Below are 22826 nucleotides of genomic sequence, written 5' to 3'. Positions count from 1 at the left end.
CAAAGGGTTGTGATTTCCATGCCGAATACATTGTCCAAACTGGAAAGCTGGCGCCGCTTCATTAAAGACAGCCACCTGTCCCTGATCCATGCCCTGGTGATTGCCCTGTCGCTGATGATGACCTTCGGCGCTTGGTACTATGCCAATGCGCAGACGGAAAACCGCATCGAAAATGCCTTCAAGGAAGCCCGCGATCAGGCCACCGGCCTGATTTCCGCACGGATGGCAAAATATGAGGATGCCTTGTGGGCCGGTGTTTCAGCCGTCCAGTCCCATGGCGGCGACATGACCTACCAGCAGTGGAAGGCCTTTGCGCAGACCCTCCGGCTGGACAAACGCTACCCCGGCATCAACGGAATTGGCATCATCCACCATGTCGAGCCCGGCCAGTTCGGCGCCTACATGCAGGCCCGGCGCGGAGAACGGCCGGATTTTTCGGTCTACCCGGCGCATGATAACAGCATCCGCCTGCCGATCTCCTTCATCGAACCCGAACAGCTGAACGCTGCCGCCGTTGGCCTGGACGTTGCCCACGAAACCAACCGCCGCGAGGCCGCCCTGGCCAGCAGCGCATCCGGCGAGGCCCGGATCACCGGCCCGATCGTGCTGGTGCAGGATGAAAACAGCACCCCCGGTTTCCTGTTCTACGCGCCTTTTTACTCGGATGGCCGCAACGGTGCACAGACCGATGGCAAGCGGCATCTGGACGGCATGGTCTACGCGCCGTTTGTGGTCCGCAAGCTGATGGCAGGCCTGCTGTCCAAGGAGCTCCGGAATGTGCGCTTCAGCATCAGCGACAGCGGCGAAATGATCTATGACGAGCATGATCCGGCAGACCCCCAGTTCGACCCCTCCCCCAAGTTTGCAGAGACCGTCCAGCTGGACATCTACGGGCGCAACTGGACCATTGATTTCCGCACCAGCCTGGGCTTCCGGCAGGCGCATTCCTACTCGCAGCCGACACTCATTCTCATCGGCGGCCTGGTGATCGAGGCGCTGGTCATTTCGCTTCTGTTCTTCATGGCCCGCTCCAATCAGCGCGCCCGCGCCTACGCAGACAGGGTCACGGCAGACCTCAAGGCAGAAACCGCAAAGCTCGAAAAAGCCAACGAGGAGCTGGAACAGTTCGTCTATATCACCTCCCATGACCTCAAGACGCCGGTGCGCGGCATCGGCTCGCTGACGGAAATGATCCAGGAGGATCTTGGGGGCTACTTCAACTCCGCTGATGCGGACCCGGAAGTGGCCGCCAACCTGCAGCGGATCGCGGAACGGGTGCGCCGGATGAATGACCTGACCCAGGGGGTGATGGAATACGCACGCACCGGCAACCATGCGGTCGAGGACAAGGTGATCAGCCTGCCGGACGTGATGGACACGCTCCGCTCCGACCTCGGCCTGTCCGCCAGCCAGCTGGAGCTGTGCGGGAACGTGACGCATATTGCTGCGGACACATTCAACTTTGTCCGGGTGCTGGAGAATCTGACCGGCAATGCGGTCAAATACCATCCCGAGCCGGAGCGCCTGAGAATAACCGTCAGCGTGGTGGAGGCGGACGGCCGCTACGATGTCTCAGTCCGCGACAACGGCAACGGCATCGCGCCGGAGCACCACCGCCGGGTCTTCGACGTCTTTCAGACCCTGCGGCGCGCTGGCCAGCCGGAAAGCACCGGGATTGGCCTCGCCATCGTCAAGAAATCTGTGGAACGCCACGGATTTAAGGTGACCCTGCAATCAGCGGTTGGACAAGGCGCCGATTTCCGGTTTAGCTGGCCCGGCCAGGGGGCCGCCGCCGCCCGGCATCAAGACAAGGCCGCCTGACGTGGAGAAGACTGAATGAATATCCTTTTGGTTGAGGACAATGACGTGGACGCTCTCATTCTGGAGCGCACGCTGAAAAAGCATTCCCCGTCAGCCAGGATCGTGCGGGCCTGCGACGGCCTGGAAGCGCTTGACATCCTCACCACCGAACGCGCGCGGGATCTGCCGCGCCCTTTCTTCATTCTGCTGGACATCAACATGCCGCGAATGAACGGGCATGAGTTCCTCGATGCGTTGCGCGCCAAGGAAGAGATTTCCGGCAACATCGTCTTCATGTTCACCACCTCGGACAACCCCAAGGACATTGCCCGCGCCTACCACCGCAATGTCAGCGGCTACATCGTCAAGCCGAGCTCCTCTGCGGGCACCAAAAAAGTGCTGAGCGCGCTGCAGGACATGTGGGAGGTCTGCACCCCGCCGCTCTGCGCCAGCGCCTGACCCCGGCGCGGCCAGCCCGGACCAGCCGAAACCGATGCGGCATCCGTCCTCATTCCCGTGGTCTGCAAGACAAGAGTTCGCAGCCATCCAGACAAAGGCTGCGGAAAATCAATTTGGGAAAAGCGGGGCTTTCCTGACTTTCGTCATCTTCCGGCTAACGGCCGTTTTTTCTAAGCGAAGCAAATTTCAGGTGCAATGACCTGGCTGATCAGGCCACCAGTGTTCACCGCATAATAGATCGACCTCGGCGGGCGGGCGGCGCCATCTACGCTGCGGCACACCCAGCTTCTTGCCTCCATGGATTTCAATGATTGCGACAACGCCCGGTCTGTTATCGCCGGCAGGTTTCGCTTGATCTCGCTGAAATGGCTTGGTGTGTGGAGCGATGTCAGGATCGGCAATGTCCACGACCGGCGCAGCAACTGTTGATCTTCCTCTGCCGAAACATCGCGGATCTTATGGGCAATGGCCGCCGCTGCAATCCCCAACTGTGTAAGGCGGAACTCCGGGCGCAGCGGATGACCATACCCAGGATTTCGTTCAATCAATCCAATTTCAATCAGGTGATCCATGCTTTGGGCGAAGGCGGTTCTGCCTGCACCGGTCGCAGCCAACAGGGGCGCTTGCCGTCCGGCGACGCCCGAATGCAGGCACGAGAGTATGGGCAGCGCCCAAGCCTTTGATGTGATATTGACAAACGCCTTAATGTCCATAAAGTATAGTTAGTATATTTAAAGTCATAAGGAAAGCCCATGTCACTTGTCGCAGTCGATCAAACCATCACCATCGCAATGTCGGTCAGGGATCGCCATGCGAGCGCGAAGTGGTACGAAGCCATGCTGGGATTTGAGCTGCTCTATCATGCCGATGAGGCGGGCTGGTCCGAGCTTCGGACGAACACGCCCGGTGTCGTCATTGGCCTTGGCGAGCACACCAAACCAGCACCCGGCAACTGCGTGCCAGTCTTTGGGATCGCTGATCTGGATTCGGCCCGGCAGAAACTGGAGCAGGCCAAAGTCAAATTTGACGGCGAGACGGATGTCGTCGAGGGCATGGTCAAAACCGCGACGTTCTACGACCCCGACGGCAATGCGCTGATGCTTGCGCAGGATTTGACCGGCGGGATTGAGTAACACGCGGATTTCTTGCGGCCACTGCAGCGTGTCTGCTTCTGGCAGGCACGGTTTCAGCTCCAGCTCACGGCACTTCTTCGGGGCTGCACGTTCAGCCGCAGTCGCCAAACATGTCCCCAAAGCGGCCGCCTAAAGCCTCCGCAGCATTAGCCGGAATGGGCTCTCAGCGGCCGAATGCCTTGATCGGTGTGGAACGTTGCTTCCCAACCGGAAGGCAAAATTCACAATGGGAGGTTTGCCAAACGCAGCCCGCCCTTTCCTCCTCACCTCTTCTCCGTCCCGTCCGCGTTCCGGCCCATGGCGATGTAGCGTGCTTGCAGGCTCAGGCGCAGGATCGTGTTGTCCTTGTCATGAGCCTGGATGTAGCCCGCCATGAGCGCCATCCAGTAGGTTCGCAGCACGGAGTTGATCCGGCGGCTGTAGTTCGGGCCCAGCTTTCGGAACCATTTCACCATGTCCGCGTCCAGCCGGATTGTGACACGGGTCTTCGGCTTGTCGATCCGCTCCCAGCTGTCCATGCCGTCCCATTCGCGGGGCAGGCTCTTATCCAGCCAGTCGCGGCGCAGGTCCTGCTGCAGCGCGTCCAGCTCCAGCTGCATTTCATTGTCGTAGTATCGCTTGCTGGGCATCGTTCTCTCCCTTGGCGGCGGCGGTTGCGGTGCGCGGCGGCACTCCCGCGCTTTGCACCACCCTGCCCCAGTCCGGTTAATTCCGCGCCAGCGGTGCGTACGGTGCCCGCGCAACACCTCCGGGCACGCCCCTGGCCCCGCCGTCCGGCACCAGGGGGTGCACAGAGGGTGCACAGGGGGTGCACGCCTGGCACCCCCGGCTTCTGGGGCTTACTTTCCCTGCCGCAGGATCCTGGCCAGCAGCTCATTCTTGCGGAAGGGCTTGGCCAGAAAATCATTCATCCCGGCGGCCAGGCAGGCCTCGACATCGCTGGGCTGGGCATTGGCGGTCAGGGCGATGATCGGGCATTCCGGCAGCCCTGCCTCCCGTTCATGCGCACGGATCCGGCGGGTGGCGTCCAGCCCGCCCAGAACCGGCATCGACAGGTCCATCAGGATCAGATCGGCGCCTTCGGCGGTGAAAACCTCCAGCGCAGTCAAACCATTAGCGGCAAACCGCAAATCGGCGCCGGTGGATTTCAGCATCTTGCGGACCAGCAGCTGGTTGGTCCTGTTATCCTCCGCCACCAGGATGCGCATGCCATTCAGCGCCTCCGGCGGCAGCTCCGGGACCGCCATGCCGGGCGGAGCGTTCAGCGCCCGCCTGCTGTCCTGAAACGGTGCCATGTCCGGGCCGTCAGGCGCAGCTTCTCGCGCCTGCGGCAGGTTCAGGCCAACTGTGAACACCGACCCTTTTCCAGGCACAGAAGAGGCCGTGACCGTGCCCCCCATCCGCTCCACCAGGGCACGGGTGATGGCCAGTCCCAGACCGGTGCCCTCGATCACACGGACCGCCTGCCGGTCGACCTGCTCAAAGGCGGAGAAGATCCATTTCATTTGCGAGGGCTCGATCCCGATACCGGAATCCGAGACCTGAATGCGCAGGGGAAATTTGGCGGCCCGGGGGTCATAGGCGGCGCTAACGGTAACATGGCCGTCTTCGGTGAACTTGATCGCGTTTCCCAGCAGGTTCATCAGGATCTGGCGGATCTTGCTCGCATCGCCCACAAACTCATGCGGCACATCTTCGGGATATTCGGTGCGAAGGTCGATCCCCTTGTAGGCAGCCCTGGCCCACAGAAGAGTACCCACGTCCTGAACCACGTCCCGCAGTGAAAACGGCGCATCGTGCAGGGAGATCTTGTCGGCCTGGATTTTGGAGAAATCGAGCACATCGTTGATGACTGTCAGCAGGGCGTTTGCGGAGTTGAAAATCGTGTCGGCAAACAGCTGCTGCTGTTCGTCCAGATCCGTCTCCTTGAGCAGCTCGCACATGCCGATGATGCCGTTCATCGGCGTCCTGATCTCGTGGCTCATGTTGGCTAGAAACCGTTCCTTGGCCTGGCTGGCCTCCTCGGCCTTGTCCAGCGCCATCCGGGTCAGTTCCAGCGCCTCATCGCGTTCCCGTTCCGTCGTGACGTCAGTCGAAGAGCCGACGAGATAGGTCAGCCGCCCCTCTTCATTGAACACGGGGCGAAGCGTGGTGCTGAGGTATTTTTCCCTGTTCTGGGTAGGAAGGACAATATCGTAGGTGGCTTCCTTGCCGCTGCTGATGACCGCCAGATGGTGGTTCAAGGCACGGCGGCCGGTTGCCCCGCCATAGAGTTCAAGCGCAGTCTTGCCTGCATAATCACTGCGCTGGAACTTGGTGAACTCCCGCGACCTGGTGTTCATGGCGACGTAGCGCGGCAGGCCGTCGTCGCCCACCTTCAGAACGATCACCGCGATTTCGACTGCGTCGAGAACGCCAAAATGATCTGAGAATTCATCCTGCTGCACGTATCGTTCCTGAAACGGGTGGGCCATTGAAATCCTGTAACACACAGGTGCGGCGCAAGTGTTACAGGAAAAGCGTTAGCGAATTATAGGCAAAACATTCGATGTCTTTGCGGAATGCTGGTCCAGCGCGCCCTCCAGCCTCCGTTTTCCTTGCCTCTGACGCGGTTTGTGGATACAGCCACCCGCATGTTGGACACCGCTGCAAACCGCCCCGAACTGCCCGCCGAAATTGCGCGGCGCCGGACCTTTGCGATCATCTCGCACCCGGACGCCGGCAAGACCACGCTGACTGAAAAGTTCCTGCTCTATGGCGGTGCTATTCAGATGGCCGGCCAGGTGCGGGCCAAGGGTGAGGCGCGGCGCACGCGGTCGGACTTCATGCAGATGGAGAAGGATCGCGGGATCTCTGTCTCGGCGTCTGCAATGTCCTTTGATTTCAGCGGTTTCCGCTTCAACCTGGTGGACACGCCCGGCCACTCGGACTTTTCCGAGGACACCTACCGCACGCTGACGGCGGTGGATGCGGCGGTGATGGTGATCGACGGTGCCAAGGGTGTGGAAAGCCAGACGCAGAAGCTGTTTGAGGTCTGCCGCCTGCGCGACCTGCCGATCCTGACCTTCTGTAACAAGATGGACCGCGAAAGCCGCGACACCTTTGAGATCATCGACGAGATCCAGGAGATGCTGGCGATCGACGTGACCCCGGCCAGCTGGCCCATCGGTGTCGGGCGCGATTTCATCGGCTGCTACGACATGCTGCGCGACCGGCTGGAGCTGATGGACCGCGCCGACCGCAACAAGGTGGCGGAAAGCATTGCGATTGAGGGCCTGGACGACCCCAAGCTGGCCGAACATGTGCCAGCGCATCTGCTGGACAAGCTGCTGGAAGAGGTCGAGATGGCGCGCGAACTGCTGCCCGCCCTGGACCCCCAGTCAGTGCTGGAAGGCCACATGACACCGATCTGGTTCGGCTCCGCCATCAACTCCTTCGGCGTCAAGGAACTGATGGACGGTATCGGCGCATACGGCCCCGAGCCGCAGCCGCAGTCCGCCGAACCGCGCCAGGTCAGCCCCGAGGAAAAGAAGGTTGCGGGCTTTGTGTTCAAGGTTCAGGCAAACATGGACCCCAAGCACCGCGACCGCGTGGCCTTTGTCCGCATGGCCTCCGGCCACTTCAAACGCGGCATGAAGCTGACCCATGTGCGCACCAAAAAGCCGATGGCAGTGTCGAACCCGGTGCTGTTCCTGGCCTCCGACCGGGAGCTGGCGGAAGAAGCCTGGGCCGGCGATATCATCGGCATCCCCAACCACGGCCAGCTGCGCATCGGCGACACCCTGACCGAGGGCGAGGCAATCCGGGTGACCGGCATCCCATCCTTTGCCCCGGAACTGCTGCAGGGTGTGCGAGCGGGCGACCCGATGAAGGCCAAGCACCTGGAAAAGGCGCTGATGCAGTTCGCCGAGGAAGGCGCCGCCAAGGTGTTCAAACCCTCAATCGGCTCCGGCTTCATCGTCGGCGTCGTGGGCCAGCTGCAGTTCGAGGTTCTGGCCAGCCGGATCGAGATGGAATACGGCCTGCCGGTGCGGTTCGAGGCAAGCCAGTTCACCTCCGCCCGCTGGGTCAGCGGCGACAAGGCAGCGGTGGAGAAATTCACCAACGCCAACAAGCAGCACATCGCCCATGACCACGACGGCGACATCGTCTATCTGACCCGCCTGCAATGGGACATCGACCGGGTGGTACGCGATTATCCGGACTTGAATCTGACCGCGACCAAGGAAATGATGGTGTAACCGCGCAGTCATTGGACCCGAAATTATTGAAACCCGCCATGGACCTGGATCAAGAAAACTACCCTGGCGGGTTCTTCACCCTGATGCGCCGGCTGGAAAAGCGGGAGCGGCCGTTTGACAATCCGCTTGCAGCCTTGCCGCCCGCAGATTGCGACCTGAAGGCGCTCCTCGAACAGCGGATTTCTGAGGCTCCCGACACGTCGGAAATGGCTGAGGACCGCTGCAACGCTCTGCGCAAGCAAGCTCTGCTGCGGACTGAATTCATCAGCCAGCCGGAGCTGTGGGCGCTGCACGCGTTATGCATCGCAATCCTGCGTCGGCAGCCGCCGCACCCGCTGGCCCGGCAGCTGTTCCTGCGCATCTGGACAGAGCATGGCAAAGACCTGGCCGCCGGGCTGCCGGTGCGCTGGCTGATCGCCGCTGCAACCACCTTTGCCGATCACGGGGAAACCATCGACCAGCGCCTGGGCGGCCAGGGGCTGATGCTGCTGTTCGACCTGATCAAGCTGCACGACAGCGAACGCCGCGAAAGCCGCCGCAAGAACAGCGACGGGTTTCCCAGGCAGCGCGGCGGTCCGAAACCGGACGATCTGGCCTTTGGCATGGTCCCCTACGCGCTGGAGCGGGGCGACCTGGATATGAACCTGCTCGCCCGGCTGTGGCGCCATGCCGAGAATGACGCGGTTCTGCGCCCTTTGGGTGTGCAGATGCTGCGGATGGTGATGAGCGACCCGCGCAGCATCTTTGGCCGTATCCAGCGCTACAAGAACAGGACAGGTCGCGATGACGGCTGAGCCTGTCAAATGGGGCATCGTCAGCACCATCAAGGCTGACACCACGGCCATTCTGGATTTTGCCGCCTATCACCTCGACCTGGGCGCCCACCGGCTGCACATCTATCTGGATGAGCCGAACCCGGAAGCCTATGCGCACCTGAAACAGCATCCCAAGGTCAGGGTCACCACCTGTGACGCCAGCCATTGGAAGCGGCTCAAGAAGCACCGTCCGGTCAAGCACCAGGTCCGCCAGACACTGAATGCAACCCACGCTTATGAGCGAATCCAGACGGAATGGATCGCACATATTGACGTGGATGAATTCCTGTGGCCGTCCTGCGATCTGGGGCAGATGCTGGCTGCACTGCCGCAGGGCGTCCTAAGCGCCCGGGTGCGTCCGCTGGAGGCCTTGGCGGGACGCGAGGGCGAATTCAAGGCGATGATCCCCAAGGGGCCTGAGCGGGAGGCGGAAGTCCGGGCGGTTTACCCGGCCTTTGGCGGTTTTCTCAAAGGCGGTTTCCTGAGCCATACCGCGGGCAAGGTCATAGCAAGAACTGGCCTGCCCAACGCCGAACTGCGGATTCATAACCTGTTTCAGGAGGGTGGGACCCTTGCTGAAAGCCACGAACTGGTTCAGGCCGACCTGTGCCATTGCCATGCGGCCAGCTGGGAGCATTGGCAATCCGTCTACCGGTACCGCCTGGAACGCGGCTCCTACCGGCCAGAGCTTGGTCCGGGTTATGCCCGGATCATGGGCGGGCTCAACACGCATGAGCTGCTGTCGCTGATCGAGGAGGAACACGGTGAAAACGGCCTGCGCAGTTTCTTTGACGAAATCAGCGCCAAGGACCCGGCGGTCTACCGCAAGCTGCAGGAGCGCGGCCTTTTGAGGAATCGCCCCCTCGGCCTGGAGGAGAAACGGCAAAAACACTTCCCCGGTTTCGGCTGATTTGTTTCCATTTTGCCGATCCTGGCAACGAAAACCTTGCAAAATCCGGCATTAATTGACCTCAGCATGGGATTTTGCTATGCCCCGCCACGAGCCGGCAGCTGCCACACCGCATGACCTTTTGCGGAGCCGGCTGCAACACACACGCGCGGGCCAGGTCAGTGTCCGCAATGACGGATGCATATGACAAAATTCACCGATCTGAACCTTAATCCCAAGGTCCTCAAAGCTATTGAGGAAGCCGGGTACGAAACCCCCACCCCGATTCAGGCAGGAGCCATTCCGCCTGCGCTGGAGGGGCGCGATGTTCTGGGAATCGCCCAGACCGGCACCGGCAAGACCGCGTCGTTCACGCTGCCGATGATCACGCTTCTGGCCCGCGGCCGCGCCCGCGCCCGGATGCCGCGCAGCCTGGTGCTGTGCCCCACCCGCGAGCTGGCCGCCCAGGTGGCGGAAAACTTCGACACCTACGCCAAGCATGTGAAGCTCACCAAGGCGCTGCTGATCGGCGGGGTCTCCTTCAAGGAGCAGGACGCGCTGATCGACAAGGGTGTCGACGTGCTGATCGCCACCCCGGGCCGTCTGCTGGACCATTTCGAGCGCGGCAAGCTGCTGCTCACCGGTGTGCAGATCATGGTGGTGGACGAGGCCGACCGGATGCTCGACATGGGCTTCATCCCGGATATCGAGCGCATCTTCTCGCTGACGCCGTTTACCCGCCAGACCCTGTTCTTCTCCGCCACCATGGCACCGGAGATCGAACGGATCACCAACACCTTCCTGTCCGGCCCGGCCCGTATCGAAGTGGCCCGCCAGGCCACCGCGTCGGAGACCATCGAACAGGCCGTTGTGCAGTTCAAGGCGTCGCGGCGTGACCGCGAGGGCAGCGAGAAACGCAAGGTGCTGCGCGCCCTGATCGACGCTGAGGGCGACAAGCTGACCAACGGCATCATCTTCTGCAACCGCAAGACGGATGTGGATATCTGCGCGAAATCGCTCAAGAAATACGGCTATGACGCGGCTGCCATCCACGGTGACCTGGATCAAAGCCAGCGCACCAAGACCTTGGACGCATTCCGCGAAGGCAACCTGCGCATTCTGGTAGCCTCTGATGTGGCTGCACGCGGTCTGGACGTGCCGAGCGTCAGCCATGTGTTCAACTTTGACGTTCCAGGCCACGCAGAAGACTACGTCCACCGCATCGGCCGCACCGGCCGTGCCGGCCGCGAGGGCAAGGCAATCACCATCTGCATCCCGCGCGACGACAAGGCGCTGGCCGCAGTGGAAGGCCTGATTCAGAAGGAAATTCCGCGGCTGGAGAACCCGGTCAAGCCGGAGCCCAAGAAAGAAAAACCTGCCCGCCCTGCCAAAGCGGAAAAAGCAGACAAGGCAGACGCGGAAACACGTGAAAGCCGCAAGGACGAGAGCCGCGAGCGCCGCAGGGATGAAAAGCCCGCGCAGAAGCAGGAGCGTTCCTCTGGCCGCGGCGGCAAACACGGCAAGCGTGACGACAAGGCTGTGGTTGGCATGGGCGACCACCTGCCGAGCTTTATCGCGCTCAGCTTTGCCGAGCGCCGCGCCAGCTGATACCTCAGCAGCAGGCAGAAAGATCAGGCCGCCCCCGGGGCGGCCTTTTTTTGTGGCATTCAGGCCTGCCCGCAATGCACATGCAGCATGGTTACCTTTGCGCTTGCAGCATAACGGGTCTTCGATCTTGTGTGGCGTCAATCCGCTCAAACCGGCGTATTGCATCCATCAACACGAAACGCGCCATTGATGATGGGCTACGCCATGAATACCAACGACACCAAAACTCTGACCATTTCCCAGTTCCAGGCCATCGAGGCCCGCGCGCATGAGCTGCGTGCACAGGCCTTTGCCGCCATGGTGCGCCGCCTGTTCGGCGCCCTGTTCAGCGCCCCGCGCAAGGTGGTTTCCTGCCCCAGCTGCGCCCGCCCGCTGCACGGCTGAGGCTTCCGCCGCTCCCGCGGAAGCAGCGGCCAGAATTGAAAACGCCGCGTGCCCAGACGGGCCGCGGCGTTTCTTTTTTCAGGGGGGTGCGTCCGGCGTCCGCACCGCAGGCCCGTCAGGGCGTGCAGCGCGGCCCAACGGGGCCTTCTGCATCTTTGATGCGGCATGGCCCGGGCGGGAGAACCGACCTGCCCTTCCCGCTGGGTCAGCGCATGCGGCTGACCACCACCGTCACCTCGGGCTTCTTGCCGATCTCGGCCTGCGCGGTCTGGCGGGTGATGCGGCGCAGCTCCTGCTCCAGCCTGTCGTCATCGCGCAGGGTCTTGGCGCCGGCGCGCATCAGGAACTGGTTCAGGTCCTCCTCCAGCACCTCGACCAGCGCCGCGTTGGAGGTGCCGGTCTCGGGCAGCCCCTTGAGATCGCACCAGGGCTCGCCCAGCGGTTCGTCTTCTTCATCGAGGATCACCGTCACCAGCACATGTCCATTCAGCGCCATGCGGATGCGGTCGCGCACGATGCCATCCAGCGCGCCGTATTTGACAGAACCGTCCAGATAAGTGCGGCCGGTCTCGATCCACTCGGTCACCTTGGGCGCATCGCCGGTCAGGTCCATCATCATGCCGTTCACCACCACGGCGCTAGCGATGCCCTTCTCCTCGCCCAGGCGGGCGTGCTGGCGCAGGTGGCGGTGCTCGCCGTGCATCGGGATCAGCATCTTGGGCTTCAGCAGGTTGTGAACAACCTCCAGGTCCGGGCCGTTGGCGTGGCCGGAGACGTGGTAGAGGCCGGAGCTGTCATCGACCACATCCACACCCATTTCGGAGAACTGGTTGATGATACGGATAACGCCCTTTTCGTTGCCCGGGATCGTCTTGGAGGAGAACAGGAACAGATCGCCCTCTTTCAGCTCCAGCCCGCGGTATTTGCCGCGCGCCAGCTGCGCGGTGGCGGCACGGCGCTCGCCCTGGCTGCCGGTGGTGATCAGCATCAGGTTGTCGCGCGGCACGTTGGCGGCGTCCTCCGGGCTGATCACCTTGGGGAAGTCGACCAGCACGCCGGTTTCTACCGCAGCCTCGATCATCCGGCGCATGGCACGGCCCAGCAGCACCACGGAGCGGCCCGCCTTCACACCGGCTTCTGCCAGGGTTTTCACCCGTGCGACGTTGGACGCAAATGTGGTGGCCGCAACCAGCCCCTTGGCCTCGGAGAACAGCTTGGTGATCTCTTCCGGAAGTTCAGATTCCGAACGGCCCGGGTGCTGCGAGAACACATTGGTGGAATCGCAGACCAGCGCCTGGATGCCATCCTTGGCGATCTCCGCCCACATCTCCGGATCAAAGGGCTCACCCACCAGCGGGTTTGAGTCCAGCTTGAAGTCGCCGGTATGCACCACGCGGCCTGCCGGGCTGTCGATCACCAGCGCGCCGCTTTCGGGGATTGAGTGGCTCATCGGCGCAACGCCGATGGTAAAGGGGCCAAGCTTGGTTACCTCCGGCCAGGCCTGCACAGTATGCACATTTGCCGGGTCGTGGCCCGCCTCTTCCATCTTGCGGCGCGCCAGGTTGGCGGTGAAGGCGCGGGCATAGACCGGCACATTCAGATGCGCATAAAGATGGGCAATGGCGCCGATGTGGTCCTCGTGCCCGTGGGTGATGAAGATGCCTTCCAGCCGGTCGGCGCGCTCCTTCAGCCAGGTGATGTCGGGCATGATCAGGTCGACGCCCGGGGTGGTGTCCATGTCCGGGAATGTCACGCCAAGGTCGACCAGGATCAGCCGTTCCTTGCCCTGCGGGCCGTAGCCATAAACATAGGCGTTCATGCCAATTTCACCCGCCCCGCCGAGGGGCAGGTAGATCAATCTATCACTGCTCATGCGTCAGTACCGTTTTCCTTGTTGTATTTATGGATGATCTGCAGCCCATGCATGGTGAGATCATCCTCATATGCGTCAAACAGATCGGCAGATTGCTGGAACAATGGCGCCAGCCCGCCGGTTGAGATTACTTTCATCGGCACCGCGCGTTCCGCCTTGATGCGTTCGCAGATCTCGCGCACGAGGCCGACATAGCCCCAGAACACACCGGATTGCATGCAGGCAACGGTATTGGTTCCGATCACGTTCTGCGGCTTGGAAATATCCACATGGGGCAGCGCAGCTGCGGCCTGGTGCAGCGCCTCAAGGCTCAGGTTCACGCCGGGCGCGATCACCCCGCCGACATAGGCGCCGTCTTCTGCCACCACGTCGAAGGTTGTGGCGGTGCCAAAGTCCACCACGATCAGGTTTCCGCCATAGGTGTCAAACCCTGAAACCGTGTTGACCAGCCGGTCGGGGCCGACCGCGGTGCCCTCGTCCACCCGCACCGCAACGGGCAGCAAGCATTCGGGTTTGCCCACCACCAGGGGACGTGTGTTGAAATAGCGGTCCGCCAGCACACGCAGGTTGAACACCACCCGCGGCACGGTGGAAGAGATGATCATGTCGGTGATATCCGCCTCGATCCCCTGCAGCCGCATCAGCGTGCTGAGCCAGACGTAGTACTGGTCCGCCGTGCGCTGCCATTCGGTGGCGGTGCGCCACATACCTATGAACTTCTCGCCGTCATAGATCGAGAAGACGGTGTTGGTATTGCCGCAATCAACTGCCAGAAGCATTGCTGCTCCTTCCTAGAAATAGATGTCGGCCGCGGGAATGCTGACGCGGCCCTTGGCGGTGTTTAGGACAAGGTTGCCGCTGGCGTCCACCGTTTCAAAGGTGCCTTCGGTCTCTGACGACGCAGTCTTGGCCGTGATCACCTCGCCCAGCTTGGCCGCGCGCGCGAGCCATTCGGTGCGGATCGGCTCGAACCCGTAGGTTGCGAACTGCTGCTCATAGCGGGCGAAGGCCTCGGCCACGGCCTCCAGGAATTCCTCCGGCGTGACCTGCACGCCGGTCTCCGACAACAGCGACACGGGCCAGACCGCGCCGGGTTCCAGCCATTCCTTCATCGGCGTTTCCACCAGGTTGACGCCGATGCCGACAAACAGGTGGTTCACGCCTTTGCCGTTGCCGGCGCTTTCCAGAAGGATCCCCGCCAGTTTGCCGCCCTTCAGCAGCACATCGTTCGGCCATTTCAGGGACAGGCCCTCGCTGCGGCCAGTGACCGCGACACAGGCGTCATAGACCGCCAAGGCAGCGACAAAGCTGCGCAGCGCCGCCTGATCCGGGGCGCCTTCGGGGCGCATCACCAAGGTGGCGGCGAAGTTGCCCTTGGGATCCTTCCAGTCGCGGCCGCGGCGGCCCCGCCCTTGCGTCTGGCGCAGGGCCAGGATCCATTCAGGACCTGCCAGTTCCCCGGCGATGCGGGCGGCCTCGTTCAGGGTGCTGTCCACCTCATCAAGCACCCGTTTTCCATATCCTGCTGGCCAGCTCATGTGCGCTCCTTAGATGCGGAAAGGCCCGGTCACAAGACCGGGCCTCTTTAGCCTGCCTGAAAAGCAGATCAATTTACAAGGGTTGCTGCGGCAGCAGCGGCAGCGCCGTCGATGCCGAACTGGTAGACCACGCCCACCAGCATCAGCGCCGCAGAAGCCATCAGCGCCACACCCAGGACCGGAGAGCCCTTCGCTTCCACATCATCCTCGCCAGTGCCGAAGTACATGTAAAACACGATGCGCAGGTAGTAGAAAGCACCGATGACGGAAGCGACGGCAGAGGCGATCACCAGCGTCATCAGGCCCGCATCAACACCCGCCTGCCACACGCCGAACTTGGCAAAGAAGCCCAGCATCGGCGGCACGCCTGCCAGGGAGAACATCAGGATCAGCACCGCCAGCGCCTTGCCCGGCTCGCGTGCAGCGAACTGGTTCAGGGCCAGGATGTCAGTGACCGGCTTGCCGTCCTTCTCCAGCATCAGGATGAAGGAGAAGGTGCCGATGTTCATGGTGACGTAGATCGCCAGGTACACCAGCATCGCGGTGATGCCCTGTTCGGTGCCTGCTGCCAGACCGATCATCGCATAGCCCATGTGGGCGATGGAGGAGAAGGCCATCAGCCGTTTGATGTCGCGCTGGCCGATTGCCGCAATGGCGCCCAGGAACATCGACAGCACCGACAGCACCACGATGATCTGCTGCCAGTCGGCAATTGCACCGCCAAAGGCGTCAAACAGCACCCGGGCAAAGAGGCCCATCGCGGCCACCTTGGGTGCGGTGGCAAAGAAGGCGGTCACAGGCGTCGGCGAGCCCTCATAGACATCCGGGGTCCACATGTGGAATGGAACCGCCGAAACCTTGAACGCAAGCCCCGAGATCATGAAGACTAGGCCGAACAGCATGCCGATGGACATATGGCCCTGCTCTGCCACCTGGATGATGCCCGCGAACTGGGTGGTGCCGGCAAAGCCGTAGACCAGCGAGGCGCCATAAAGCAGCAGGCCGGAGGACAATGCGCCCAGCACGAAGTACTTGAGGCCCGCCTCGGTCGACCTGACGCTGTCGCGGCGCATGGCGGCCACGACGTAGAGCGACAGCGACTGCAGCTCAAGCCCCATGTAGAGGGACATCAGGTCGCCTGCGGAGACCATCATCATCATGCCGACAGCGGCCAGCGCCACCAGGACCGGGTATTCGAACCGCAGGATGCCGCGGCGCGCCATGTACTCCTGGCCTATCAGCAGCACGGCGGAGGCGCCCAAGAGCAGCGCCACTTTGGCAAAGCGCGAGAAGCCGTCGTCGATGAACATGCCGTTGAACGCGGTCTGGGTGCCTTCCGGGCTGGAGGCGATCCAGAATGCGACCAGCGCCAGCAGTGCCGCCGTGGCCCAGACCATCGGCACCGCCAGCTTGTCCTTGCCGGTGTAGACGGCGCCGATCAGCGCCGCCATGGCGTAAAGCGCCAGAACGATCTCTGGCAGGATTACAGTAAGATCAGCTTGGATCATCTGCCTGATGCTCCCTTAGTGCGAAGCAATCTGGGTCGCGGCGGGCGCAGTGTCCGCAGCAGCCAGAGACTGGTTGAAGTTTGCAATCAGCGCCTCGGTCGAGGGGCTGATGATGTCGGTGACCAGCGACGGATAGACACCCAGCAGCAGGGTCATGACGACCAGCGGCGCAAAGACGAAACGCTCGCGTGCGGACATGTCCTTGATGCCCATCAGGCTACCCTTGATCAGGTCGCCGAACACCACGCGGCGGTAGAGCCACAATGCATAGCCGGCCGAGAAGATCACGCCGGTTGCGGCCACTGCGGTGACCCAGGTGTTCTTCTGGAACGTGCCCATCAGAGTCAGGAACTCGCCGACAAAGCCCGAGGTGCCCGGCAGGCCGACGTTGCCCATGGTGAAGAACATGAAGACCAGCGCGTAGGCAGGCATCCGGATCACCAATCCGCCATAGGCGTCGATGTCGCGGGTGTGCATCCGGTCATAGATGACGCCGACGCAAAGGAAGAGCGCGGCGGAGATGAACCCGTGCGACAGCATCTGGAAGATGGCGCCGTCGACGCCCTGCTGGTTGGCGGCAAAGATGCCCATGGTGACAAAGCCCATGTGCGCAACCGAAGAATAGGCGATCAGCTTCTTCATGTCCTCCTGCACCATCGCCACCAGCGAGGTGTAGACCACCGCAATCGCGGACATCCACAGGACCACATCGGTCATCACGTCCGCGCCCACCGGGAACATCGGCAGGGAGAAGCGCAGGAAACCGTAGCCGCCCATCTTCAACAGAATCGCCGCCAGCACCACGGAACCTGCGGTCGGCGCCTGAACGTGCGCGTCCGGCAGCCAGGTGTGCACCGGCCACATCGGCATCTTCACCGCGAAGGAGGCAAAGAACGCCAGGAACATCAGCGTCTGGGCGCCGCCCACGATGTGCAGTCCCAGCACGTCGAACGACGCCGCCGAGAAGCTGTGGGTCAAGAGGGTCTCGATATCGGTGGTGCCGGCATCAACATACATGAAGACCATCGCCACCAGCATCAGAACCGAGCCGAAGAAGGTGTAGAGGAAGAACTTGAAGGAGGCGTAGATCCGCTCCTTGCCGCCCCAGATGCCGATGATCAGGAACATCGGAATGAGGCCCGCCTCGAAGAACAGGTAGAACAGCACCAGGTCCAGCGCCATGAAGACACCCAGCATCAGGGTCTCCAGCAGCAGGAAGGCGATCATGTATTCCTTCACCCGGTCAGTGACCGACCAGCTGGCCAGGATGGTCAGCGGCATGATGAAGGTGGTCAGCATCACGAAAAGAACCGAGATGCCGTCAACACCCATCTTGTACTTGAGCCCGAAGATCCAGGCCCGGTCCTCGACGAACTGGAATCCGGTGTTGGCCGGGTCGAACTGGGAATAGATCCCAAGGCTCACCAGGAAAGTGATCGTGGTGGCAAAGAGCGCAACAAACTTGGCGTTGCGCTGCGCCGCCTTATCCTCACCGCGCAGGAACAGGGCCAGGATGGCCGCCGCGAGCGCCGGGATGAAGGTGACAATAGAAAGGAGATTGTCCATCAGTGCGCTCCTCCGCCGATCGACATCCAGGTAACAAGGGCTGCAATGCCCAGCACCATCCAGAAGGCATAAGTGAAGATGTAACCAGACTGTGCGCGTCCAGCGAGACGGGTGAAGAAGGGCACAACGCCCATGGCCAGACCGTTCAGGAAACCGTCGATGGTGTTGCCATCGCCGCGTTTCCAGAAGAAGCGGCCGAGCGCCACGGCCGGCTTGACGAAGATCACGTTGTAGATCTCGTCAAAGTACCATTTGTTCAGCAGGAACAGGTACAGCGGGCGCTGCTGCTTGGCCAGGCGTGCGGGCAGCGACGGGTTCCAGATGTAGAACCACAGCGCCAGCACCAGGCCGCCCAGCATCGCGGCGAAGGGGGACAGTTTCACCCATTTCGGTGCCGCGTGGGCATCCTCCAGGATGTGGTTGTCCTTGCCGATATACAGCGCGCCCTCGCCCGGCTTGCCGGCAAACACATAGTGGTGCTCACCGCCGTGTGCGGCGTCTTCGCCATGGGCAGCCTCTTCACCGTGCGCAGCGTCGTCGCCATGCGCGGCCTCTTCGCCGTGACCACCTTCTTCGCCATGCGCGGCAGCAGACGCTTCCGCCACCGGGATGCCATAGAACTTGCCGACTTGATCAGCGTGGCCGAAGAAGCTGCTGTACCACAGCATGCCCGAGAAGATCGCGCCGAGGGCCAGCACGCCCAGCGGCACCAGCATGGTCCAGGGGCTTTCATGGGCATGGTCGTGGGTGTGCTTGTCGCCGCGTGCCTCGCCATAGAAGGTCATGAAGATCAGGCGCCAGGAGTAGAAGGAGGTCATGAAGGCCGCGATCACCAGCGCCCAGAAGCCGAACATCGAGCCGCCCGCATAGGCGCTTTCGATGATCGCATCCTTGGAGACAAAGCCGGCAAAGCCAACCCAGCCGCTCAGCGGGATGCCAACGCCGGTGATGGCCAGCGTGCCGATCATCATCGCCCAGAAGGTATAGGGGATTTTCTTGCGCAGCGCGCCGTAGTTCCGCATGTCCTGCTCGTGATGCATGGCGTGGATCACCGAACCGGCGCCCAGGAACAGCATCGCCTTGAAGAAAGCGTGGGTGAACAGGTGGAACATCGCCGCCGAGTACATGCCAACGCCTGCAGCCACGAACATGTAGCCCAGCTGAGAGCAGGTCGAATAGGCGATCACGCGTTTGATGTCGTTCTGAACCAGACCGACCGTGGCCGCAAAGAAGGCAGTTGCCGCACCAAGAGCGGTGATGAAGGCCGCGGCCTCAGGCGCGAACTCGATCAGCGGCGACATGCGGCAGACCAGGAACACGCCCGCGGTCACCATCGTCGCGGCATGGATCAGCGCCGACACCGGGGTCGGGCCTTCCATCGCGTCCGGCAGCCAGGTGTGCAGGATCAGCTGCGCCGATTTGCCCATCGCGCCGACAAACAGCAGGAAGGCCAGCAGGTTTGCCGCGTTCCACTCAGACCACAGGAAGGACACTTGGGTTTCCGCCAGCGTGGGCGCAGATGCAAAGATGTCAGACAGGTTGATGCTGTCGGTCAGGAAGAACAGGCCGAAGATACCCAGCGCAAAGCCAAAGTCGCCGACGCGGTTGACGATAAAGGCCTTCATCGCCGCCGCATTGGCCGACGGTTTGCGGTAGTAGAAGCCGATCAGCAGGTAGGAAGCCACGCCGACGCCTTCCCAGCCGAAGAACATCTGCACCAGGTTGTCCGACGTCACCAGCATCAGCATCGCGAAGGTGAAGAACGACAGGTAGGCAAAGAAGCGCGGCTTGTAGCTCTCGCCCTCTTTCCACTGCGGGTCATGGTCCATGTAGCCGAAGGAATAGAGGTGCACGAGCGAGGAGACCGTGGTGATCACGATCAGCATGATCGCGGTCAGCCGGTCCAGGCGGATCGCCCAGGAGGTCGACAGCGAGCCGCTTTCGATCCAGCGGAAAATCTCGATGTTCTGGGTCACCCCGTCAAACGACAGGAAGGTGATCCAGCTAAGCAGCGCCGCCAGGAACAACAGCGCCGTCGCGGTCACGGTGGCGGCTTTCTCGCCGATCATCTTGTGGCCGAAGCCGCAGATGATGGCGCCAACCAGCGGGGCAAAGAGAAGGATGGTTTCCATGTGTCTTTAGCCCTTCATCACGTTGACGTCTTCGACGGCGATGGTGCCGCGGTTGCGGAAGAAGCAGACCAGGATCGCCAGGCCGATGGCGGCCTCAGCCGCGGCCACGGTCAGCACGAACAGGGTAAAGACCTGCCCCACCAGATCGCCCAGGAAGCTGGAGAATGCGACCAGGTTGATGTTCACCGCCAGGAGCATCAGCTCGATGCTCATCAGGAGGATGATCACGTTCTTGCGGTTCAGGAAGAGCCCGAAAATGCCGATGACGAACAGCGTCGCCGCGACGGTCAGATAATGTTCAAGTCCGATCATTGGATCACAGCCCCTGCCCCGGTTTCACGTCCTTGAGTTCCATCGCGGCGGCCGGGTCGCGCATCATCTGCGCAACCACGTCCTGGCGCTTGACATCGGTGCGGTGGCGCAGGGTCAGCACGATCGCGCCGATCATCGCCACCAGCAGGATCAGGCCCGCCAGCTGGAACAGAAGGAAATATTGATCATAGATGATGAGGCCGAGCGCCTCGGTGTTGTGGCGGTCCGCAGGCACCGGATTGGCCAGCAGTTCCGGCGCCTTGTGGGCGGTTTCCCAGACGCCGAAGGCCATCACGAATTGCATCAGGATGACCAGGCCGATCAGCAGCGCCAACGGCATGTAGCGCGCCATCTCCGCCTTCAGCTCGGCAAAGTCCACATCCAGCATCATCACCACAAACAGGAACAGCACCGCGACTGCGCCCACGTAGACGATGACCAGCAGCATGGCGACGAATTCCGCCCCCAGAAGCACAAACAGCCCGGCCGAGGAAAGGAAGGCCAGGATCAGCCACAGCACCGAATGCACCGGCTGGCGGCTGATCACGGTGAACAGCCCGCCGGTGATGGCGCTGATGGCGAAGAGGTAGAAGGCAAAAACGCTCATGTCTCATCGTCCCTTTTGTCGTCCATGACCCCCTGCGCCAGATCCAGCGCCCGGTTCATGGCCGGAATGCCGGCAAACACCGACATCTGTCCGATCGTTTCCACGATCTCTTGTTTCTTGGCGCCGGCCGCGAGGGCGTGGCGCACGGTCTGGCGTACGGCTGAATCAGCCTGCGCGCCCTGCATTGTCAGCCCGGCCAAAGTCAGCAGCAGCCGGGTCTTGGCATCCAGCCCGTCCTTGTTGACGGTGTTGCCGAACATCATTTCCATGACCTCTTTGGGCATGGTGGGCCACAGCGCCTCGAACTCCTTGAACGCCTCGGAGGGCGAGAAGTTCTCCAGCGCCGGGTTGAACGCCTTGGCCATCTGCTGGGCCTGAGCCTGCATCTGTTCCATCATGGCCTCGAAAGGGTTCTTGGGATCAGTCATCGGTACGGCGCGTCGATTTCCAGGTTGCGGGCAATCTCGGCTTCCCAGCGCTCCCCGTTCGAAAGCAGCTTCTCCTTGTCGTAGAACAGCTCCTCGCGGGTTTCGGTGGCGAACTCGAAGTTCGGGCCTTCGACAATCGCATCCACCGGGCAGGCTTCCTGGCAGAAGCCGCAGTAGATGCATTTGGTCATGTCGATGTCATAGCGCGTGGTGCGGCGGCTGCCGTCCTCGCGCGGTTCCGCGTCGATGGTGATCGCCTGCGCCGGGCAAACCGCCTCGCACAGTTTGCAGGCAATGCAGCGCTCCTCGCCGTTCGGATAGCGGCGCAGCGCGTGCTCACCGCGGAAGCGGGGCGACAGCGGGCCCTTCTCGTGCGGGTAGTTCAGGGTGGCCTTGGGGGCGAAGAAATACTTCAGCCCCAGCTTGAAGCCGACCCAGAAATCCTGCAGCAGGAAGTATTTGGCGGCGCGGGTGTAGTCGATGTTCGCCATCAGTTAGCCTCCCACGGTCCAGCGGGCGAAGATGCCCCAGAACCAGTCAAATTTTGCAGCAAAGGACACGAAGACCACCCAGGCCAGCGAGAATGGCAGGAACACTTTCCAGCCCAGGCGCATCAGCTGGTCGTAGCGGTAGCGCGGGGTGATCGCCTTTACCATTGCGAAGAGGAAGAAGAAGAACGCCATCTTGGCGACCATCCACAGCACGCCATCGGGCAGGCCCGGGATCGGGGACAGCCAGCCGCCGAAGAACAACAGGGTTGTCAGCGCGCACATCAGGAAGATGGCGATGTATTCACCGGCCATGAACAGCAGGAACGGGGTCGCCGAGTACTCCACCTGGTAGCCCGCCACCAGCTCCGATTCCGCTTCCGGCAGGTCGAACGGCGGCCGGTTGGTTTCCGCCAGCGCCGAGATGAAGAACAGGAACACCATCGGGAAATGCGGGATCCAGTACCAGTTCAAGAGGCCCAGATCGCCGTCCTGCGCGCGCACGATGTCGCCGAAATTCATGCTTCCGGTGGAGATGATCACGCCGATGATGATCAGGCCGATGGAGACCTCGTAGGAGATCATCTGCGCGGCAGACCGCAAGCTCCCAAGGAACGGGTATTTCGAGTTCGAAGCCCAGCCGCCCATGATCACGCCGTAAACCTCAAGCGAGGAGACCGCGAAGACATAGAGGATGGCGACGTTGATGTCCGAGAGGACCCAGCCGTCGTTGAAGGGGATCACCGCCCAAGCGATCATCGCCAGCACGAAAGAGGTCATCGGCGCCAGGATAAAGACGGTGCGGTCGGCGCCCGCCGGGATCACCACTTCCTTGACCACGTATTTCAGTGCGTCGGCCACTGACTGCAGCAGGCCGTAGACACCCACCACGTTCGGGCCCCGGCGCATCTGGACCGCCGCCCAGATCTTGCGGTCCCCGTAGACGAGGAACAGGAGCGAGATCATCACAAAGGCAACAACTGCAAGCACTTGCGCCAGGATCAGAACAGCGATGCCGCCTGGAGTGTTAAAGAAATCAGCCATA

At 62.0% G+C, this 22826-nt stretch carries 22 protein-coding genes; 8 read left to right on the top strand and 14 right to left on the bottom strand.

Features of this window, described 5'->3' with window-relative positions; translation table 11 throughout:
- Positions 1-18 precede the first annotated feature (18 nt).
- Both RA21_RS00310 and RA21_RS00305 read left to right on the top strand, forming a co-directional pair.
- Complete coding sequence (locus RA21_RS00310) at positions 19-1821, top strand: CHASE domain-containing protein (protein WP_039145439.1); 1803 nt, start codon at positions 19-21, stop codon at positions 1819-1821.
- A 15-nt stretch (positions 1822-1836) separates the two neighbouring features.
- A complete protein-coding gene (locus RA21_RS00305; RefSeq protein ID WP_039145437.1) occupies positions 1837-2259 on the top strand; it encodes a response regulator in 423 nt (140 codons plus the stop codon).
- 170 nt (positions 2260-2429) lie between these two features.
- On the opposite strand, the gene RA21_RS00300 is transcribed toward RA21_RS00305, so the two are convergent.
- A complete protein-coding gene (locus tag RA21_RS00300) occupies positions 2430-2972 on the bottom strand; it encodes a winged helix-turn-helix transcriptional regulator (RefSeq protein ID WP_039145435.1) in 543 nt (180 codons plus the stop codon).
- 39 nt (positions 2973-3011) lie between these two features.
- Here RA21_RS00300 and RA21_RS00295 point away from each other — a divergent pair, with 39 nt between their 5' ends.
- Positions 3012-3392 carry a VOC family protein gene (locus RA21_RS00295; protein ID WP_039145434.1) on the top strand — a complete coding sequence of 127 codons (381 nt, stop codon included), beginning with the start codon at positions 3012-3014 and terminating at the stop codon, positions 3390-3392.
- Between the two features lie 263 nt (positions 3393-3655).
- On the opposite strand, the gene RA21_RS21910 is transcribed toward RA21_RS00295, so the two are convergent.
- Both RA21_RS21910 and RA21_RS00285 read right to left on the bottom strand, forming a co-directional pair.
- The gene (locus tag RA21_RS21910; protein ID WP_052254164.1) at positions 3656-4021 is read right to left on the bottom strand and encodes a BrnA antitoxin family protein; all 366 of its coding nucleotides are present in this window, start codon (positions 4019-4021) and stop codon (positions 3656-3658) included.
- A gap of 210 nt (positions 4022-4231) precedes the next feature.
- Positions 4232-5839 carry an ATP-binding protein gene (locus tag RA21_RS00285; RefSeq protein WP_039146395.1) on the bottom strand — a complete coding sequence of 536 codons (1608 nt, stop codon included), beginning with the start codon at positions 5837-5839 and terminating at the stop codon, positions 4232-4234.
- A 186-nt stretch (positions 5840-6025) separates the two neighbouring features.
- Between RA21_RS00285 and RA21_RS00280 the strand changes: the two genes are divergently transcribed.
- From RA21_RS00280 to RA21_RS00260, 5 genes are all read left to right on the top strand, one after another.
- On the top strand, positions 6026-7633 hold the full coding sequence (locus RA21_RS00280; protein WP_039146392.1) for a peptide chain release factor 3: 1608 nt from the start codon (positions 6026-6028) through the stop codon (positions 7631-7633).
- Positions 7634-7671: 38 nt separating this feature from the next.
- Entirely contained in the window at positions 7672-8427 is a 756-nt protein-coding gene (locus RA21_RS00275; RefSeq protein WP_039145433.1) for a hypothetical protein, read from the top strand.
- The gene (locus tag RA21_RS00270) at positions 8417-9358 is read left to right on the top strand and encodes a glycosyltransferase family 2 protein (RefSeq protein WP_039145431.1); all 942 of its coding nucleotides are present in this window, start codon (positions 8417-8419) and stop codon (positions 9356-9358) included. The genes RA21_RS00275 and RA21_RS00270 overlap by 11 nt, the downstream gene beginning before the upstream one ends.
- A 183-nt stretch (positions 9359-9541) precedes the next feature.
- A complete protein-coding gene (locus RA21_RS00265; protein ID WP_029204795.1) occupies positions 9542-10945 on the top strand; it encodes a DEAD/DEAH box helicase in 1404 nt (467 codons plus the stop codon).
- A 189-nt stretch (positions 10946-11134) separates the two neighbouring features.
- Positions 11135-11329: an RSP_7527 family protein gene (locus RA21_RS00260; protein ID WP_039145429.1), complete on the top strand. Its 195-nt coding sequence runs from the start codon at positions 11135-11137 to the stop codon at positions 11327-11329.
- A gap of 205 nt (positions 11330-11534) precedes the next feature.
- Here RA21_RS00260 and RA21_RS00255 read toward each other — a convergent pair whose 3' ends face one another.
- From RA21_RS00255 to nuoH, 11 genes are all read right to left on the bottom strand, one after another.
- Entirely contained in the window at positions 11535-13202 is a 1668-nt protein-coding gene (locus RA21_RS00255) for a ribonuclease J (protein ID WP_039145426.1), read from the bottom strand.
- The gene (locus tag RA21_RS00250) at positions 13199-13981 is read right to left on the bottom strand and encodes a type III pantothenate kinase (RefSeq protein ID WP_019295977.1); all 783 of its coding nucleotides are present in this window, start codon (positions 13979-13981) and stop codon (positions 13199-13201) included. The genes RA21_RS00255 and RA21_RS00250 overlap by 4 nt, the downstream gene beginning before the upstream one ends.
- A 12-nt stretch (positions 13982-13993) precedes the next feature.
- Positions 13994-14740 (bottom strand): biotin--[acetyl-CoA-carboxylase] ligase, encoded by a 747-nt coding sequence (locus RA21_RS00245; protein ID WP_019295978.1) that lies wholly within the window; start codon positions 14738-14740, stop codon positions 13994-13996.
- 68 nt (positions 14741-14808) lie between these two features.
- Positions 14809-16248, bottom strand: a complete 1440-nt coding sequence (gene nuoN, locus RA21_RS00240) for an NADH-quinone oxidoreductase subunit NuoN (RefSeq protein ID WP_039145425.1) — start codon at positions 16246-16248, stop codon at positions 14809-14811.
- Positions 16249-16263: 15 nt separating this feature from the next.
- Positions 16264-17814, bottom strand: a complete 1551-nt coding sequence (locus RA21_RS00235; protein WP_039145423.1) for an NADH-quinone oxidoreductase subunit M — start codon at positions 17812-17814, stop codon at positions 16264-16266.
- On the bottom strand, positions 17814-19946 hold the full coding sequence (nuoL, locus tag RA21_RS00230) for an NADH-quinone oxidoreductase subunit L (protein ID WP_039145421.1): 2133 nt from the start codon (positions 19944-19946) through the stop codon (positions 17814-17816). Before nuoL ends, RA21_RS00235 begins: the two co-directional genes overlap by 1 nt.
- A gap of 6 nt (positions 19947-19952) precedes the next feature.
- A complete protein-coding gene (gene nuoK, locus RA21_RS00225) occupies positions 19953-20258 on the bottom strand; it encodes an NADH-quinone oxidoreductase subunit NuoK (RefSeq protein WP_008553673.1) in 306 nt (101 codons plus the stop codon).
- Positions 20259-20262: 4 nt separating this feature from the next.
- Positions 20263-20865, bottom strand: coding sequence for an NADH-quinone oxidoreductase subunit J (locus RA21_RS00220; protein WP_039145419.1), 603 nt, complete (start codon positions 20863-20865; stop codon positions 20263-20265).
- Positions 20862-21293 (bottom strand): carboxymuconolactone decarboxylase family protein, encoded by a 432-nt coding sequence (locus RA21_RS00215; RefSeq protein ID WP_019295984.1) that lies wholly within the window; start codon positions 21291-21293, stop codon positions 20862-20864. The genes RA21_RS00220 and RA21_RS00215 overlap by 4 nt, the downstream gene beginning before the upstream one ends.
- The gene (nuoI, locus tag RA21_RS00210; protein ID WP_019295985.1) at positions 21290-21784 is read right to left on the bottom strand and encodes an NADH-quinone oxidoreductase subunit NuoI; all 495 of its coding nucleotides are present in this window, start codon (positions 21782-21784) and stop codon (positions 21290-21292) included. Before nuoI ends, RA21_RS00215 begins: the two co-directional genes overlap by 4 nt.
- Before the next feature lie 3 nt (positions 21785-21787).
- The gene (gene nuoH, locus RA21_RS00205) at positions 21788-22825 is read right to left on the bottom strand and encodes an NADH-quinone oxidoreductase subunit NuoH (RefSeq protein ID WP_039145417.1); all 1038 of its coding nucleotides are present in this window, start codon (positions 22823-22825) and stop codon (positions 21788-21790) included.
- Between the last annotated feature and the right edge of the window lies 1 nt (position 22826).

The sequence above is a fragment of the Leisingera sp. ANG-DT genome, from assembly GCF_000813785.1.
GTDB lineage: Bacteria > Pseudomonadota > Alphaproteobacteria > Rhodobacterales > Rhodobacteraceae > Leisingera.
The sequence above is the reverse complement of the archived record's forward strand: the minus strand, read 5'-3'. Positions and strand labels throughout refer to the sequence as shown.